General features: G+C 70.4%; 13 protein-coding genes and 1 pseudogene. 5 read left to right on the top strand and 9 right to left on the bottom strand.

Annotated features, from left to right (window positions below):
- Positions 1-129: 129 nt before the first annotated feature.
- From ACFXKZ_RS32070 to ACFXKZ_RS32085, 4 genes are read right to left on the bottom strand one after another with little or no spacing between them, the layout of a single operon-like run.
- On the bottom strand, positions 130-2,115 hold the full coding sequence (locus ACFXKZ_RS32070; protein WP_380004976.1) for a M48 family metalloprotease: 1,986 nt from the start codon (positions 2,113-2,115) through the stop codon (positions 130-132).
- Between the two features lie 8 nt (positions 2,116-2,123).
- Positions 2,124-4,001 (bottom strand): sigma-70 family RNA polymerase sigma factor, encoded by a 1,878-nt coding sequence (locus tag ACFXKZ_RS32075; RefSeq protein WP_380004978.1) that lies wholly within the window; start codon positions 3,999-4,001, stop codon positions 2,124-2,126.
- The gene (locus ACFXKZ_RS32080) at positions 3,986-5,164 is read right to left on the bottom strand and encodes a caspase family protein (RefSeq protein WP_380004980.1); all 1,179 of its coding nucleotides are present in this window, start codon (positions 5,162-5,164) and stop codon (positions 3,986-3,988) included. Before ACFXKZ_RS32080 ends, ACFXKZ_RS32075 begins: the two co-directional genes overlap by 16 nt.
- Positions 5,161-6,378 carry a hypothetical protein gene (locus ACFXKZ_RS32085; RefSeq protein WP_380004982.1) on the bottom strand — a complete coding sequence of 406 codons (1,218 nt, stop codon included), beginning with the start codon at positions 6,376-6,378 and terminating at the stop codon, positions 5,161-5,163. The genes ACFXKZ_RS32080 and ACFXKZ_RS32085 overlap by 4 nt, the downstream gene beginning before the upstream one ends.
- A 497-nt stretch (positions 6,379-6,875) precedes the next feature.
- Between ACFXKZ_RS32085 and ACFXKZ_RS32090 the strand changes: the two genes are divergently transcribed.
- Positions 6,876-7,040 carry a hypothetical protein gene (locus ACFXKZ_RS32090; protein WP_380005041.1) on the top strand — a complete coding sequence of 55 codons (165 nt, stop codon included), beginning with the start codon at positions 6,876-6,878 and terminating at the stop codon, positions 7,038-7,040.
- Between the two features lie 38 nt (positions 7,041-7,078).
- The gene (locus ACFXKZ_RS32095; RefSeq protein WP_380005035.1) at positions 7,079-7,636 is read left to right on the top strand and encodes a hypothetical protein; all 558 of its coding nucleotides are present in this window, start codon (positions 7,079-7,081) and stop codon (positions 7,634-7,636) included.
- On the opposite strand, the gene ACFXKZ_RS32100 is transcribed toward ACFXKZ_RS32095, so the two are convergent.
- Positions 7,558-8,175, bottom strand: coding sequence for a TOPRIM nucleotidyl transferase/hydrolase domain-containing protein (locus ACFXKZ_RS32100; RefSeq protein WP_380004984.1), 618 nt, complete (start codon positions 8,173-8,175; stop codon positions 7,558-7,560). The two genes, ACFXKZ_RS32095 and ACFXKZ_RS32100, sit on opposite strands and share 79 nt — an antisense overlap.
- 361 nt (positions 8,176-8,536) lie before the next feature.
- Complete coding sequence (locus ACFXKZ_RS32105; RefSeq protein WP_380004986.1) at positions 8,537-9,313, bottom strand: TetR/AcrR family transcriptional regulator; 777 nt, start codon at positions 9,311-9,313, stop codon at positions 8,537-8,539.
- A 124-nt stretch (positions 9,314-9,437) separates the two neighbouring features.
- Here ACFXKZ_RS32105 and ACFXKZ_RS32110 point away from each other — a divergent pair, with 124 nt between their 5' ends.
- Positions 9,438-11,126 (top strand): carboxylesterase/lipase family protein, encoded by a 1,689-nt coding sequence (locus ACFXKZ_RS32110; RefSeq protein WP_380004988.1) that lies wholly within the window; start codon positions 9,438-9,440, stop codon positions 11,124-11,126.
- 192 nt (positions 11,127-11,318) lie between these two features.
- Here the strand turns inward: ACFXKZ_RS32110 and ACFXKZ_RS32115 are convergent, their stop codons facing one another.
- Entirely contained in the window at positions 11,319-11,771 is a 453-nt protein-coding gene (locus tag ACFXKZ_RS32115; RefSeq protein WP_380004990.1) for a VOC family protein, read from the bottom strand.
- A gap of 558 nt (positions 11,772-12,329) precedes the next feature.
- Between ACFXKZ_RS32115 and ctaD the strand changes: the two genes are divergently transcribed.
- Positions 12,330-13,946 (top strand): cytochrome c oxidase subunit I, encoded by a 1,617-nt coding sequence (ctaD, locus tag ACFXKZ_RS32120; RefSeq protein WP_380005037.1) that lies wholly within the window; start codon positions 12,330-12,332, stop codon positions 13,944-13,946.
- Positions 13,947-14,101: 155 nt separating this feature from the next.
- Positions 14,102-14,302 carry a DUF5988 family protein gene (locus ACFXKZ_RS32125; protein ID WP_380004991.1) on the top strand — a complete coding sequence of 67 codons (201 nt, stop codon included), beginning with the start codon at positions 14,102-14,104 and terminating at the stop codon, positions 14,300-14,302.
- Positions 14,303-14,373: 71 nt separating this feature from the next.
- Here the strand turns inward: ACFXKZ_RS32125 and ACFXKZ_RS32130 are convergent, their stop codons facing one another.
- Both ACFXKZ_RS32130 and ACFXKZ_RS32135 read right to left on the bottom strand, forming a co-directional pair.
- On the bottom strand, positions 14,374-15,483 hold the full coding sequence (locus ACFXKZ_RS32130; protein WP_380004993.1) for a CapA family protein: 1,110 nt from the start codon (positions 15,481-15,483) through the stop codon (positions 14,374-14,376).
- 250 nt (positions 15,484-15,733) lie between these two features.
- Positions 15,734-15,828: pseudogene (locus ACFXKZ_RS32135) on the bottom strand (SAM-dependent methyltransferase); the annotation flags it as partial.

Genomic DNA, 15,828 nt, shown 5'->3' on the forward strand with positions numbered 1-15,828 from the left:
CGACCCGTTGGCAGCCGACCCGAAGTGGCGTCGGTAGTGCGCGCTCAGGCCGACGTGATGGGTTTTGGCGGAAGCGGGGATACCGCATCGAGGGTCGGGACACCGTGCGGTCCGCCGGCGGGAGGTGCGTCAGTTCCTCGGGACGAGGGTCGGCAGCGGGGGAAAGATCGGCGTGGGTTGCGGCCCGGTCGGGAAGGTGAGGCCCGGGTCGTGGGTGGAGCGTCCCGGTGTGCCGAGCCCCGGCAGTCGCTCGTCTCCCGGACGCAGCGGCTGATACGTCGGGATCGGGCGCTTGTTGTAGTGGTCCGGCTCGAACACCACGACGTACAGCGCGACCGCCACGCTGCCCATGATCATCGTCCCCAGAATCAGCGCGTTGAAGACGGTGTTGGCTCTGCGTTCCTCCCGGGTTCGCCGGGGCAGGAGCAGTCTTCGCCACCGGGGGACGAAGTCGATCCCGGCTTCACCGACCGCGTCCACGCGCTCATCGGCGTCGTGCCCGGCCGCGCCGCGGTGGCGTCCGGGTGCGGGGCCCGCATCGAGGTCGACGCCGACCGAGGCCAGAACGTTGCGAAGGCGGGTTGCCTCCTCGGGGTCGTGGGGCGCCGCCCGTACGAGGTCCAGGTACGGCGGCATCGGCCCGATGGTCTCCACAAGGTCAGGCCGCGTCCACGACGGCACCCAGCGGGCCCGGCGGGCGGCGACGAGAGCCTCGTTGACCAGGGCCGCCAGGTGTGCGGTCAGTTCGTGAGGGTCCGGTGCCGGCCGCCCCGGAGCGGGAGTCCCCTCGGCGGCCAGGGCGGCGGCCATTCGGGCCCCGTGGCCGCGGCCGAGCAGATCCAGAATCGTTCCGATCCCGGGGTTCGGCACGCCGGAGTACTGGGCCGCGACGGCCCGCAACCGATCTGCGGCGTCGCCGGCGAGCAGTGCCGTGATCCGCTGCCGCCACTCGTCGTTGGGCAACAACCGCGCGGTCGCCAAGGGCGGTTCGATCTCGCCCTCGCAGCGAAGGCCGCGGGCGAGGATGTCCCAGTCGCCCAGCAAGGCGACGGCCGGTCGCGCGGGGCCGCGGCCGTGGCCGGATGGCGCACCCAGTGCGGCGATCCGTCGAGCGAGGGGCGGGTGGGTGTCCCGCGGGGTGCGTGGGGGTTCGGGTGGCGACATCCGCAACCGGTCGACGGTGGCCCGATAGGCGACGTCGTCGAGCATGTCGGCGAACAGGTCGAAGGGTCGTTCGGGGGCGATCCCGTGCTCGTGGCCCGGCGCCACGTAGGCTGCGATCAGCCGATTCCAGGAGTAGGTCAACGCCGCCTGGGTGCGAAGCGCGTCGACGACGACGCCGCGCCCGTCGATCGGGGTGGTATCCGGATCGCCCGCGGATGCGGGTGAGCCGGCCTCCGCAGACACCGCAACGCGTGCGGCGACCGCGTCCGCGTCGAACTCCTGTCGCCGGCCCATGGCCAGGGTGAGCAGGTCGAAGCACTTGGCATAGCCGACGAAGAACTTGCGTACCACCCAGACGAAGAGGACGGTGTACGAGGCGACCCGGGCGGTGAGTTCCAGCCGTCGCACGATCTCGTGCAGCGACTCACGGGATCGGTGGGTGATCGCGAGGAGCCGGGTGTGTCGGCCGGCGTAGTGACCGAGTTCGTGGGCGATCACGGCGCGCAGTTCGTCGTGGGTCAGCCCGAGTATCAGGGGCAATCCGAGGTACAGGCGGCGGCGTCCGCCGACGAGGCCCAGCAACCACGCCTCCTCGGTGACGCCGGCGTTCACCTCGGCCACCAGGTGGATCTCGGTCGGCGCCGACGTACCGACGGCGTCGGCCAGTTGCCGGGTCGTGTGCCACAACAGCGGTGCCTGTTCGGGCGTGAGTGGTATCGATCCCACGTCGGTGAACGTCGGCCGGCTCACCGCGGCGAGTCCCCAGAAGAGCGCCCCGACCACGGGCACCGTGATCAGCGCGCCGAAGGGGCTCGAGGTGTCCGCCGCGTCCGTGGTCTCGGTCAGTAGGACCTCGAAGACCAACACGGCGTCCCCGACCGCCAGGCCCAGGACCAGCACGTAGACGCCCATCAGGAGTCCGACGGCGACCACCGCCCGGAATGTGGCCACGACGCCGGTCACCGCGGGGCCTGCGAATCCGGGGAACCCTGTTCCGCCGCCACCCGGTTCGCGACGCGGTCGCGTCCCACGCCGTCGTTCTCGTACGAGGCGCGCAGCCATGCCTGGGTTCGGTGCAACCAGACCCGGAGCAGGTCGTACAGCACGTCCCGGCTCTCGTCGGCCGGTTGCGCCACCAGGTCCTCGCCGAGCCGGCGGACCCGGGCGGCGGGCATCGCGGCCACGAGCGGTCGGTGCAGGGATCGACGGGCTCGCTTCAATTCGGCCGCGATGGCGCCCTGGGAGAGACCGGACTCGGCGGCGATCGCCCCCGGGGTCATCCCCTGCAGGCAGTTCAGTTCGATCACGGCGCGCTGTCGCCGCGTAAGGCCCGCCATGGCCCCCAGGGCGCTCAGCGCGTCGGCGGTCCGGGCGCGGGTCGTCTCGGGGGGCGTGCCGAAGCGCAGTCCCTTCTTCACGCGGATCCCGGGCCACCTGCGGGTCGGCAACCCGTTGCGGGCGAGCCGACGATGGAGCCAGGCGTCGGGCCGCGTTTCCGTCGTGGGATCCATCTCTCGCGCCGCCATCAGATATGCACCGGTGAGCAGGTCTTCGGCCTGTTGCCGGTCGAGGCAGATCATGACGGCTTTGGCCGCGGCGACCGGGTACGTCCGGCGGACGAAGTCGTCGATCCACGCCGGCGTGGACGCCCGCGAGGTCCGGTCGACGGGGCCGCCCGCCTGCCGGGTTCCCGCGGGTTCGATCGCCGACGGCGAGGACACGACGAAGGCGTCGTCCGGGATGCCGTCGGGCGTGGGCGAGCCGGGGGCGTCGGGGGTGCTGCCGTGGAACGCGAGCAGTGGGGCGGTGGTGTCCGCCGCGACCAGATACCGTGCCGCGACACCGAGGGCGTCCGCGAGGTCCGCCGAACGCAGTCCCTCCACCAGGATCCGCAGTCCTTCGGTACACATGGGCAGGCCCTGTGCGGCGGCCGTCGTGAACGCGGCGCGCACGGCTTCGGCCGACCGGGCCTGCTTGCCGGTGCGCATCCGCTCCAGCAGGTGGCGCGCGGCGATGATCGCGCCGTCCGGGGTCCCGGCGGACCTTCCGAGGACCGCGGGCGGCCAGGAGTCGGGTGCGTGTCGGACGCGCAGCAGGTGGTAGCCGAGGGCGATGGCCTGCATCCCGGTGCGGGGGTTGGCGATCTCTTGTGCGACCGCCTGCGCCTGTCGGGCGGCGCCGATCGCGAGGTAGCCCAGCAGGGCATGTGCGGTCGGATCCCGATCCGCGCCGAGCACGGCGCACACCAGGCGTGGCGGATCCGGCCGCGCCGGTCGTACCGTCACCGATACGCGCGGTCCCGGTGGCAGGCGCAGCAGTTGCCATGGCGTATGGGGGTTGCCGATCTGGAGCAGGGCCGGGCCCGGCGCCGGCACGTCGAGCACCATCCGGATGGCGTCGGGTGCCACGTCGATCGCCGGTTCCCCGAACGGCACCGTCCGCCATCCCGACGGTCCGCGGGTCCAGAGCCGCACCCAGGTGTCGGCGTAGCGCGGATCGGCCAAGCGGCCGAAGTGTGCGGTGTGTTGGGGGACCAGGAGGACCGTCTCGGTCAGCCACGCGTGCGGCGCCAGGTCGGCGAGGGAGAGGGAGTACTCGCGCCGACCGGCCGGTTCGTGACCCACCGGGACGAACTCCCCGCCGATCCGGTGTCCCGAGGGCAGCAGTGCGTGTACGGCGTAGGTACCGGGTCGCAGGGCGATCGGGCGCGGCCGTCCCATGGTGACGATCCCGGCGGCGACGGTGCGATGGCCGAGGTCGACGACGTCGACGCAGACCGGTGTGCCGGTCGTCCCGGTGTTCGGCGCGTCCAGGGTGACGGTCAGTCCGGGAGACACGGCGACTCCTGGAAGTCGGCTCGGGAGTGGGGCGGGTAGACGCTGTGCGGTCGCGAGACGTCGGCGGCGGCCGACTTGGCCCGCAACGTGTAGATGCCCGCCCGGACCGTCATCCGCCATTCGTCGGCCGCCGGCCCGCGCGCGTCCCGGGGCACGTACCGGGCCCGGCCGCAGTCGACGGCCGGGAGGTCGTCCGGGTGCAGCGGCGTACAGGTCAAGGAGACGGGCAGGTCGGGTTCGGCGGGCCGAAAGCTGACGGTGAGTCGGGCCGAGGGGGCACGGTCGAGAACGCAGATCACGGCGTCGCCGAGGTTGTTGGCCTCCACGCCTCGATGCAGCGACGCGACGTTCATCTCCTCCATCAGCAACAGGTCGATGGATCGGCGGATACCCGCCATGCTGACCACCCATCGTCCGCTCTCGTCCGTGGTGGCCGCCTGTCCGTCGAGTGCGCGCAGCAGGGCCCCGGTGAGGTGGGAGACGTCGTCGCGCCGGCCCCACGCCTCGCTGAAGGCGGGCATCCGCAGGGTCAGTTCGTTCTCGCACACGCCGTACGCGAACAGGTCGGGACTGGCGAGGGGTTGCACGCCGGCGGGTCGTAGGTCGAAGCAGTCCGTGCGGCAGGCATCGATGACGAAGACCTGTGTGCGCGGTCCGCGCTGTTGCAGCGCGAGTCGGGTCTCGTCGAAGTCGATGGCCTGGGCGAACGGTGTCGCGCCGTGTCGGTTGAAGTCGGCGGCCAGGAGCAGTTGGGCATCGCTTTGCAGTCCGTGGCCGCAGAAATACAGGACGGCGGCGTTGTCCGGGTCGGCCGCGCAGCGTTCCAGCCATCCCTCGAACGCGTCCCGGATGTTGTCGATGGTCGCTTCCCGAGGAGCGGGGTCGGGCCGGTGGGGCACTGTGTCGCCCGCGGCGCACGACATCAGCAGGTCCACCGTGCCGAGCGGCAGGTTCCCGATGCTCGTGCCACCGTCGATCAGGCGTCGCGCGAAGGCCAGCGCGGAGCGCGGGGGCGAGGTGAGTTGTCCCATCCCGTCGAACGCGAGGCGGTGTCGCGGATCGGCCCTTTCCCCGCCCGGCAGATAGGGGTATCCCCCCACGCCGATGATCAGCGCGTGCATCGCAGGCCCGACCGAACGGGCCTCGTGGAGCAGCGAGATCACCGCGTCGGCCCCGTCTGCCCGCCCCCGTCGGACTCCGGCGGAGGGGCCACGCGTGCCGCGAGCAGACGGTGGAAGCTGGGCCGGAGGAAGTAGGCCGAGTGCGCGCCGAGCAGTCCCGCTCCCGTGGAGTAGCGGTAGTCCTCGACGTTGTCGAAGATGCCGCCGACCACGAACGCCATGACGTCGTCCGGATCGAACACGTTGACCCACCGCCCCAGGTTGGGCAACGCCGGGACCCGGTCCACCCTTGGGTCCGCCGGGGCGACGACGTTCCGGAACAGGTCGAGTTCGGCGAACACCCCCACCTGGGAGCCGACCGTCACCAGGCTGTCGCACGCCAAGTCGGGGCGCAGACAGGACAGCAGGTCGTAGACGATGTTCCCACCCATGCTGTGCGCGACGATCACGAGCCGCGGATCCGTGTCGGTGCGTGCCCGGTCGGCCGCCTCGATCGTCTCGGCGATCACGCGCGCGATCGCGCCGTCGGCGCCGTGCTGTTCGCGCTGGCGCAGGTAGCTCAGGACATCGCCGAGGAACCGGGAGACCGCGCGGTGGGTGCGCGAGCGGCCGACCGACACCAGGCCGGTGGTGGCGGCTCGAGGGGCGGCGGCGGCGATGCGGGCAAGCCCTTCCCGGAGCCGACCCACCGCGGCCCGCCGACCACTCCCACCGAAGATCTCCGTCGCGGGATCGGCCTCAGGGGTTCGGGCGGGCAACCGGGCCAACAGCCGGTCCAGGAACACCCGGTCGTCGGTCACCGCGGCCAACCACGACGGGTCGGCGTGCCGGTCGGCGTACGACGCGGCGGCGACGGCGAGTTCGGCCAACTCCACCGCCTCGGCGGCCAGGGCGCGCTCCGAGCTTGCGGTCCACAGCAGGTCGATCGCGTCGGCCAGGCACGTACGGGCGACCGCGGTGAGCGGCGCGTGCGCCGCCGTCTCGGGATGCGCCGCACAGGCGGACGCCAGTACCGGCGATTCCTCGGGTGCCGCCGTGCCGAACCTCTCCTCGCCGCCGCCGGGCAAGGACGCGTGCCCCCAGGCGAACGTGCTCGCCGCATCACCCCAGTACGCGTCGAGCACGGTCAGGGCGTCCGTGGGTACACGCAGCGCCGGCGCGAGAAACGATCTCAGCAGCGCGGAACGCTGCGCCGAGGACCGCTCGTACGCCGGTGAGCGCCGCGTGGCCACCCCATGCACGAAAACAACGGGCATGCCGTCCCCTCCCCCTGCGCTCCCCCGAACGCGAGCCGAATCCGCGTACGAATCCCGCCCGACGCGTCGATCGCGCCCGCGCGCCGGATGCCGGATGCCGGATGCCGGACGAAAAGCTATCGGATGCCCGTGCGTCCCGAAGGTGTTTCGACCGACTTGCTCCCATCGCCCCCGATCACGTGCCTCACGCTGCGGGCGCGGGATCTCGACACCGAACCCGCGTGGCGGAACCGGACCGACACACGAGCAGGCGCGTTCCGTATGCCGCCCGTCCCCACGAAATCGGCCCATGGGACTCCGTTCGGGTGGGTTCCGCGTCGGTCGGGCGTAGCCGACCGGTTCCCGAACGCGGGCAAATCGCCGCGCGCCTGGCATCGGAGTGCATGCCCGGAAGCAGGGAGTCGATGCACATGGAACCGCCCACGGCACCCGTCCGACCTTCGGGGTGCGCCGGCGCGAGGACCCCTTCGTGTACGACGTGGTCACGGTGCGGAGCGGTGGCACCGGACGATGTCGTGCCGATCGACCGCAACTGCCACAAGTCCCACCACTACGCGGCGGTGTTGGCCGGATCCCGGGTCGCCTACCTCGACAGCTACTTGATCGACGAGTTCTCCATGTACGGGCGATCCCACTGGTCGACATCAAGCGCACGCTGCTGACGTACCGACGCGAGGGCAGGCTCGATCGGGTCACCCTGATCTCCCTCACCAACTGCACCTTCGACGGCGTGGTGTACGACGTCGAGCGGGTGATGACCGAGTGCCTCGCGATCAAGCCCGATCTGGCGTTCCTGTGGGACGAGGCGTGGTTCGCCTTCGCCCGCTTCCACCCGGTATACCGGCGGCGGACCGCGATGGCAGCGGCGGCGCGTCTGTCCGAGCGCTTCGGCACGGCCGAGTTCCTGACACTGCGCCCGGCCTGCGCCGTGGGTCCGGTGGAAGTCCCCGACAGGCGCACCGATCCGGCCCACGGCGGACCCCTCCCCGCCTGCCGCGGCTACGCCGAAGTCCCGCCTATCGGGCGGGACTTCGGCGATTCGGGTGGGGGCGCGCCCCGGCTGGGCGCGGAAGCTCTGCGCCCCGGACCAGGAACCGCACGGGCAACTGCGCCGGGCTCCGGCTGCGCGGGCGCTGCACAAAGTAACGGGGCAGGTGTCGGCCGGCCGGCCGTCGGGGGTTACAGGCTTGCCAGTAGGGCGGTGAGAGGAGTGGGGACTTGGGTGGGGGTGAGGGCCTTGGTCAGGAGGTGGGCGTAGCGGATTTTGCGGCCCTTTTTGGTGCCGAGGAAGCGGCGCATGCGTTGGGGTGGGAGTCGGTTTTGTTGGGCGGGTTGGCGTACGAAGGTCTGCCAGGCCCGGAGGTCGCCCTCGGTGTGGATGATCTCCTCGATCCGTGGCACCCCGAGGGCGCGGACGAGTTCGTCCTCGAGATCGGCGGTACATACGAACAGCCCGGCACGAGAGGCGTGTACTCGGTCGAAGCCGCGATCGTAGAAGGGCTTCTCGGCCTCGTCGCACAGTCCGACCAGGCGCAGGCCCAATCCGGGCGGTCCCAGGAGGGCGGCGTAGCGGCCGATGCTCATCGCGCCGCCCATCGCCAGGACGCACACCCCTTCGGAGGCCAGGTCGCGGCCGTGGTCCGCGGCGAGCGTTTCGACGGCCGCGACGTCGCTCGGGCCTTCCAGCAGCACCGCCGTCCGCACTTCCAGCTCCTCGGCCAACTCCCCCGCCGACTCGCCCGAGCCGCCTGCGGCCCAACCTGTGACCGCATCCCGAAAGGCACCCATGTCCGCCATGCAGGGATTCTGCCCCGCGCGGGCCGGCGCGGCACGCGGATTTCGTCCCGCGCCCCGCGGCTCGGGGGTTTCGGGTGTGTGTACGGCCGGGCTCGTGGTGTGTGGATCGGGTTTTCGTGCTCCAGTGGGCGCTTGGCGACGACTACGTCGCCGGGTGTTGGCGGGTCGGGTGCCGTGGTAACCCTCGGCGGCGGTGTTCCTGGCCGGGAAGGCGAGTTGCCGGGAGCTTTGGGGCTGTCTCAGCGGGCACCGGCCACGCCGCACCACCCCGCGAGTGCAGTCGGGTGCTTGCGAGCCGCCGAGGGTCCCGCGTCCGTTGGGGCATGATGGGTCGGCAGCTTGCTTTGTGTGGCTGACGCTGTCATTCGCGGGCTTCTCGATGAGCCTGTGCAGCCGGCTTCGCGGCTTGTTTCGCCGTGACCAGTACTCCGATCCCGTCCAGGATCCGGTCGAGGCCGAAGGTCACGTCGTCGTCGACGACGTCGTCGGTGTAGTCGTTGTCGTCCATCATGGATGCCAGGACCGAGTGACCGCGTTCGTGCAGCCGGGGCAGGAGGAACCCGGTCACGGTGTCCGACTGCGTCGGAGTCGCGGTGCTGTACCGCAGGTCGCGACGCATGCCGCCGATCTGCCGCGCAAAGCCGTCCAGCACGAACGCGCACCTCAGTGCCTCGACGGAGGTCAGCCCGGCGCCGGTCAACACTTTCAGGATCGCCTCCGTCCAGTCCACCAGGTTCGGCGTCACCGGGGCCCCGCGGACGGGGAGATCGCACAGCCAGGGGTGGACGTCGCACCGGTCGATCATCGCCCGCGTCCATACGTTCGCCGCGTCGCGCCAGTCTCCCGTCCCGGACGCCAGGTCCGGCGCCCTACCCCAGGCGGCCTCGGCGACCAGAACCAGCAACTCGTCCCGGGACCTCACGTACCGGTACATCGCGTTGGCGGTCAGCCCGAGCCGCTGGGCGATCTTGGGCATCGACAAGGCGCCGAATCCGTCCGCGTCGGCCAGTTCGACGGCCGCGCCGACGATCTGCTCGATGCTCTGCGACGGCTTACGCCCGAGCTTGGTCGTCTTGACGGGCAGGCCCCACGCCAAGGCCAGTCCCGGCGGCAGCTCGGAGTCCTCCGTGACCGGCATCCGGTGGCCTCCTCTGCTCGACCGGAAATCTCTGTCGGGCCGACTCTACCTTGACTTCGTGTATGCCTCACACTTAAATTAGTGTGACCCCCACACAAATAATGGTCGGCAGAGGGAGCGCGACATGAAACTGCTGCATCGACACCGCGCGCCGGGCCGGCGCACTCCACGACTCGGCAGTGTCGGCAGTGTGGTGGTGCTGCTGACCGTCGCGTTACTCTCGAGCCCGATGGTCGGCGGAGGGGCGGCCCACGCGCTGTCACCGGATCGCGGCGACAACAGCCCTGCCGCCTCTACCGTGGTTCGGACCGATGCCGGCGCCGTCCGCGGCAGGGTCGATTCGACCGCCAGGGTGTTCCAGGGGATTCCGTACGCCGCGCCGCCGATGCGCGACCTGCGCTGGGCCTCGCCGCAACCGGCCGAGCCGTGGCCGGGAGTGCGAGACGCCGGCAAGCCCGGCAACCGCTGCGCCCAGGGCCGCGGGGTGATCGACGAGCCCAGCACGGCGGAGGACTGCCTGTTCCTCAACGTCACCACGCCGCACACCACCGGGAAACGCAAACTGCCGGTGATGGTATGGATCCACGGCAACGGGTTCATCAACGGCGCCGCCGCCCTGTACGGTGCGCAGCGGTTGGCCGCCGACGGCGACGTGATCGTGGTCAGCCCGAACTACCGGCTCGGAGTCTTCGGATTCCTGGCCCACCCGGCACTCGACCACGGCAAGGCCCGAAACCTGTCCGGGAACTTCGGACTCGAAGACCAGCAGGCCGCGCTGCGCTGGGTGCAGCGCAACGCCGCGGCATTCGGCGGTGACCCCGGCAACGTCACGATCTTCGGCGAGTCCGCGGGCGGGACCAGCGTCTGCGCCCAACTCGCCGCGCCGACATCGGCGGGGCTGTTCCATCGGGCAATCGTGCAGAGCGCGCAGTGCACCGGTGAGAAGTGGTCGCCGGGGCCTGCGACCTGGTTCCCGCTGCCCCGCGCCGACCGTGAGGCGCACGGTCTCGAGGTGGCGGCCAACGTCGGCTGCACCGACCCGGTGACCGCGGCGGCCTGCCTGCGCGAGAAGTCCGTCGACGAACTGGCCAAGTGGTCCGACGTCGGTCTCGGGTCGGGTCCCACCGTCGGTGGGGGTTTCCTGCCACTCGGCCCGGAGCGCGCCTTCGCGACCGGTCGCTTCAATCGTGTCCCTGTCATGCAGGGAACCACTCGGGACGAACACCGCCTGTTCACTGCGGCGATCGAGGTCGACACCGGAGAGGTCACCACCGCGGACAGCTATCGCGAGCAACTCGCCGCCTTGTTCGGCCCGGCCGACCTGCAGCGGGTTCTGGCTCGGTATCCGGTCGCCGAGTTCCACTCCCCCGGCGAGGCACTGTCCGCGGTCGTGACCGACTGGGCCTGGGGATGCCCCGCCCAGGACCGGGACCGCGCACTCGCCGCGCACACCGCGGTCTACGCCTACGAGTTCGCGGACGAGACGGCGCCGTGGTTCAGCGCCCTGCGCAAACCCGATTTCCCCACCGGCGCGTTCCACGGAGCCGAACTGCAGTACCTGTTCGACGACGAGCAACTCCCCGGCCCGCAGACGCCCGCCCAGCAACAGCTCTCCACGACCATGATCAGCTACTGGACCCGATTCGCCGCCACCGGAAACCCCAACGGCAGCGGACAACCCCGCTGGATGCCCTTCCAGGACGATGGTTGGGTGCAATCACTCGCAACCACCACGATCGGCCGGACCGACCGCGACGCGGAACACCAGTGTGCCTTCTGGAAGACCTTCGATTCACGACCCGAGCGTCCGTAATCGAAGGCCGGGTTCACCGTTGGCTGTTCGTGGCGGAAGGGTTTCCGTAATAGGCATCGGGGCCGCGCCACGACCCGGGCCGGGCGCGGCAGGGCAGGTACGTGCACTGCGCGCCCGCGCCGCCGCGCGCCACGGCGGTGACCGCACTCGCGGCCGGAACGTGCGGGCGTGCGGGCGCGCCTGCCTTGCTGTTCAGCCACCGCTCTGCATGGCTTCCTCGGCCCGCTTCGCCATCTCTTGTTCGGCGACGTCCTCGACGTGCGAAGCGACGCTCCAGCGGTGACCGAAGGGGTCCTCGAACTGGCCCGTCCGGTCGCCGTAGAACTCGTCCTTCACCGCCCGCAGTTCCCGGGCACCCTTGGCGAGGGCATCGGCGAAGACCGCATCGACGTCCTCGACGTACACGTGAAGGGTCACCGGCGTGCCACCCACGGACTTCGGGCCGCGGAAGCCCATGTCCGGGAACTCGTCCGCGAGCATGACGATCGAGGTGCCCAGCTGTAGCTCCGCATGGCCGATCCTGCCGCCGGGCGCGGCCATTCTCATGCGCTCGGTCGCACCGAGGACGGAGACGTAGAAGTCGATCGCCGCCGCCGCTCCGTCGACGCAGAGGTAGGGCGTGATGCGCGGGTAATCCTCGGGCACAGGTTTGACGCTCACGGTCGCCGGCCTCTCCGGTCGGTGGCGATACGGCCGACGGTCGGGCACGACTGTCGATTCGGACAAAGCAGCATGTCGGGCATACCGGACACGCGGGATCAGCGTGGCATGCGGCACGACGCCACGCACCAGGCACGCCGTGGGTCGAGTCGATCCTCACCCGCATGGGCCCGAAGGCGACCCCCCGTCCGGTCTGCCGCTCGAACCCATGGGCGGGGTCCGGGAACCGCGGACCGACGAGCGGGGGCTCCGGTAGCGCCGAATGGGGCACCGTCCTCGCGATGCCCGCGCGTCTCGGCGGGCGGGCGGGCCATGCGGGATACGTTGCGCGGCGAGGCTTTGGGGCGAATACGTGCCGCACCGGCGAGGGCCCGGTGCGGACCCGTCCCGAGCCCTCGCCCGGTCGGGAGGACTGACGTGAGTGTGAGTCGGGAAGCCGAACGCGACGTGGCATCGCTCCTGCCCCCGGGTGGTGAACGGGCGGGCGCCGGGGCCCGAGTGGTCGGCTGGTTGACCACCACGGACCACAAGGTGATCGGCTACATGTACATCACCACGTCGTTCGGGTTCTTCCTCATCGGGGGAATCCTGGCGCTGTTCATCCGCGCCGAACTCGCCCGACCGGGCAGCCAGATCCTGTCCAACGAACAATTCAACCAGGCGTTCACGCTGCACGGCACGATCATGTTGCTGCTCTTCGCGACGCCGCTGTTCGCCGGATTCGCGAACGCCGTCATGCCGCTGCAGATCGGTGCGCCCGATGTGGCGTTCCCGCGCCTGAACATGCTCTCGTACTGGCTGTACCTCTTCGGCGCCCTGATGGTCCTGGGAGGTTTCCTCACCCCGCAGGGCGCGGCGGCCTTCGGATGGACGGGCTATGCGCCGCTGTCCGGCGTGATCCGATCGCCGGGTATCGGCGCCGATCTGTGGATCATGGGTCTGGTCCTGTCCGGATTCGGCACGATCCTCGGCTCGGTCAACTTCATCACCACGATCATCTGCATGCGGGCGCCGGGCATGACCATGTTCCGCCTGCCGATCTTCTGCTGGAACGTGCTGCTGACCGGCTTCCTGGTGCTGATGGCGTTTCCGATCCTGGCCGCCGCGCTCCTCGTCCTGGAGGCCGACCGTAAGTTCGGCGCGCACGTCTTCGATCCGGTCAACGGCGGGCCGCTGCTGTGGCAGCACCTGTTCTGGTTCTTCGGGCACCCCGAGGTGTACATCATCGCGCTGCCGTTCTTCGGCATCATCAGCGAGGTGCTACCGGTGTTCTCGCGCAAGCCGATCTTCGGCTACCTGGGCCTGGTCGGCGCCACGATCGCGATCGCGGCGCTGTCCTCGGTGGTGTGGGCGCACCACATGTTCGTCACGGGTGCGGTGCTGCTGCCGTTCTTCTCGCTCCTGTCGTTCCTCATCGCGGTGCCCACCGGGGTGAAGTTCTTCAACTGGATCGGCACGATGTGGAACGGCTCGCTGTCGTTCGAGACTCCGATGTTGTGGTCCCTCGGCTTCCTCGTCACGTTCTTGTTCGGCGGGCTGACCGGGGTGATCCTCGCGTCGCCGGCGCTGGACTTCCACGTCTCCGACACGTACTTCGTGGTGGCGCACTTCCACTACACCGTCTTCGGCACCGTGGTCTTCGCGATGTTCGCCGGCTTCTACTTCTGGTGGCCGAAGTGGACCGGGAGAATGCTCGACGAACGCCTGGGCCGGGTACACTTCTGGTGCTTGTTCGTCGGCTTCCACACCACGTTCCTGGTACAGCACTGGCTCGGTGTCCGGGGCATGCCCCGTCGCTACGCCGACTATCCGGCCGGCGACGGCCTCACGGCCCTGAACTCGCTGTCCTCCATCGGGGCGTTCCTGTTGGGGGCTTCGACCCTGCCGTTCCTGTACAACGTGTGGCTGACCTACAAGACCGGCAAGAAGGTCGCCGTCGACGACCCGTGGGGGTACGGGCGTTCGTTGGAATGGGCGACCTCGTGTCCGCCACCCCGACACAACTTCACCGCGCTGCCGCGCATCCGCTCCGAGTGCCCGGCCTTCGACGCGCGGTATCCGGAGATCGCCATGCTCGGCGTGCGCCCAACCCTGCCGGTAGGTGACGAGATCGACGGCTCGAATCCGAGTCCGGGATCGGACTCGGCCCGGCGCTTGTGAGGGTCCGGCGCCTCCCGGGCACGTCCCCGCCCGGTCGGTGGGCGGGCCGGGACGGTGTGGTCGTGGCCGATGGAGGTGGCGCGGCCCCGGAGCGCGCGTGAGCCCGAAGACCGACGCCGGGGATTGGAACCCGGAGTACGTGGGATAGGCCGGACATGAGCCAACGCGCATACCTCGAGGGTGGACCGGACGACATGCCGGAGCGGATCGTCACGATCACTCCGCCCGGAGTCGAACTGAAGATCCCGTTCCGCAATGGATACGAGCACTTCAAGAGCACCTCGCGACACCAGGAGACCCCGGAGGGCAGGTTGCCCGTCTACGAGTGGTGGGAAAGGACCGAGGTCGCCGACTGACCACGGCCAACGGAAGCGAATGGCAACCGACGGCGGCTCGCTCCGATGGCCACGGCCGCGTACCAATGCGGTCAGTGGTGGAGCGTGAGGCAGTTGTCGGGCTCCGGGGTCACCGCGGTCCCGAAGGGGCGGCCGGCTCGGGTCAGCGTGTCCGCCAGCCACTCGACATCGACGCGTGAGGCGCGCCCGAGACGCATTTTGACGGCTCGCAAGGGCGCCATGCGCAGACCGGACAGTTCTCCGGTATCGCGCGCCACGGTGGCGAAGTACAGGAGTCGCAGGTCGTCGCGGTAGAACTCGTAGCCGCGGATGCCTTCGTAGTCGTCGACGCAGTCGCCGCAGCCGTACAGGATCAGCTTGTTCCGGTACACGTCGATCCCGCGCGGATGGTGCGAGGAGTGACCGTGCACGACGTCGACGCCGCCGTCGATCAGGCGGCGCGCGTACCGAATCCGCGATGCCGGGACGTCGTAGCCCCAATTCGAACCCCAGTGCATGGACGCGACCACGATGTCCCCCGGGAGTTTCGCCCGACGCACTCGTGCGACGAGTTCCTCGGCACCTCGTTCCGACGTGTCGTGGGTGAAGTCGACGCCGGCGCGGTTCTCGGTCGCGGCCCAATCGGAGGGCACCCCGCTGGAGGGCATCCCCTGGGCAAAGACCAGCACCCGCCCACCTTCCCCGACCGGCACCACCGCAGGACGTCGGGCCTCCTCGATGCCGCCCCCCGCGCCGGCGGTACGCAGCCCGGCCCGGTGCAGCGCGTCGAGGGTATCCGCCAGACCCGCACGGCCGAAGTCGAGGACGTGGTTGTTCGCCAGGACGCAGACATCGGGCCGGATCACCTCGAGGCACGGGATGTTGTCGGGGTGCATCCGGTAGTGCACCGCCTTGAACGGTTCGAAGTCGTCGCTGGTGGTGATGCCGGTCTCCAGGTTCACGACCCGGACGTCGGGCGCCTCGGCATCGAGGATGGCCGGCGCGTCGCCCCAGGGCCGGCGGAATCCCACCGGTCGGGGAATCGGTCCGTTGGCCTCCTCCGCCAATCGCACGTATTCGCCGGCGTCGCCGACGAATGCCTCACGCAGCGTCGGATCACCCGGGTGCGGAAGAATCCGGTCGATGCCGCGGCCCAGCATCACGTCTCCGCACAGGCACAGCGTCACGTGGCGGTTCTTCATGGTTCCAGGGTTCCACCGCAGGCGGGTGTGTGTGATGTCGCGGGCCGGCCTTGGGAACGGGCTCATCCTTGGGGCACGCCGGGGCCGCGGTGTCGACGGTCGTCGCGGATCCGGCTCCGTCCGAGCGCGCCGGCCACCCGGGCGCCCGGCCCGGCACGCGGGTGGCGGGGGCGCCCGGGGTCGGGCGGTTCGGTGGTGGGCCGGCCGCGGCCGCCGCATCCGGCAGCGGGCGGTGGGGTCGGCCCGGGGGTCAGATGCGGTCGGCTGCGATCAGGAGGTACTGGAAGGAGCCGTTGCGGTAGGAGTTGAGGAAGGCATCCTCGATGCCCGTGGTGAGGGAGGACG

It is taken from the genome of Embleya sp. NPDC059237 (genome assembly GCF_042754105.1).
GTDB lineage: Bacteria > Actinomycetota > Actinomycetes > Streptomycetales > Streptomycetaceae > Embleya.

Coding starts and splice junctions, on each gene's coding strand:
- ACFXKZ_RS32085 (WP_380004982.1), bottom strand. CDS start 6,378: ATGCCCGTTGTTTTCGTGCATGGGGTGGCCACGCGGCGCTCACCGGCG.
- ACFXKZ_RS32100 (WP_380004984.1), bottom strand. CDS start 8,175: ATGGCGGACATGGGTGCCTTTCGGGATGCGGTCACAGGTTGGGCCGCA.
- ACFXKZ_RS32105 (WP_380004986.1), bottom strand. CDS start 9,313: ATGCCGGTCACGGAGGACTCCGAGCTGCCGCCGGGACTGGCCTTGGCG.
- ACFXKZ_RS32110 (WP_380004988.1), top strand. CDS start 9,438: ATGAAACTGCTGCATCGACACCGCGCGCCGGGCCGGCGCACTCCACGA.
- ctaD (WP_380005037.1), top strand. CDS start 12,330: ATGTACATCACCACGTCGTTCGGGTTCTTCCTCATCGGGGGAATCCTG.
- ACFXKZ_RS32125 (WP_380004991.1), top strand. CDS start 14,102: ATGAGCCAACGCGCATACCTCGAGGGTGGACCGGACGACATGCCGGAG.
- ACFXKZ_RS32130 (WP_380004993.1), bottom strand. CDS start 15,483: ATGAAGAACCGCCACGTGACGCTGTGCCTGTGCGGAGACGTGATGCTG.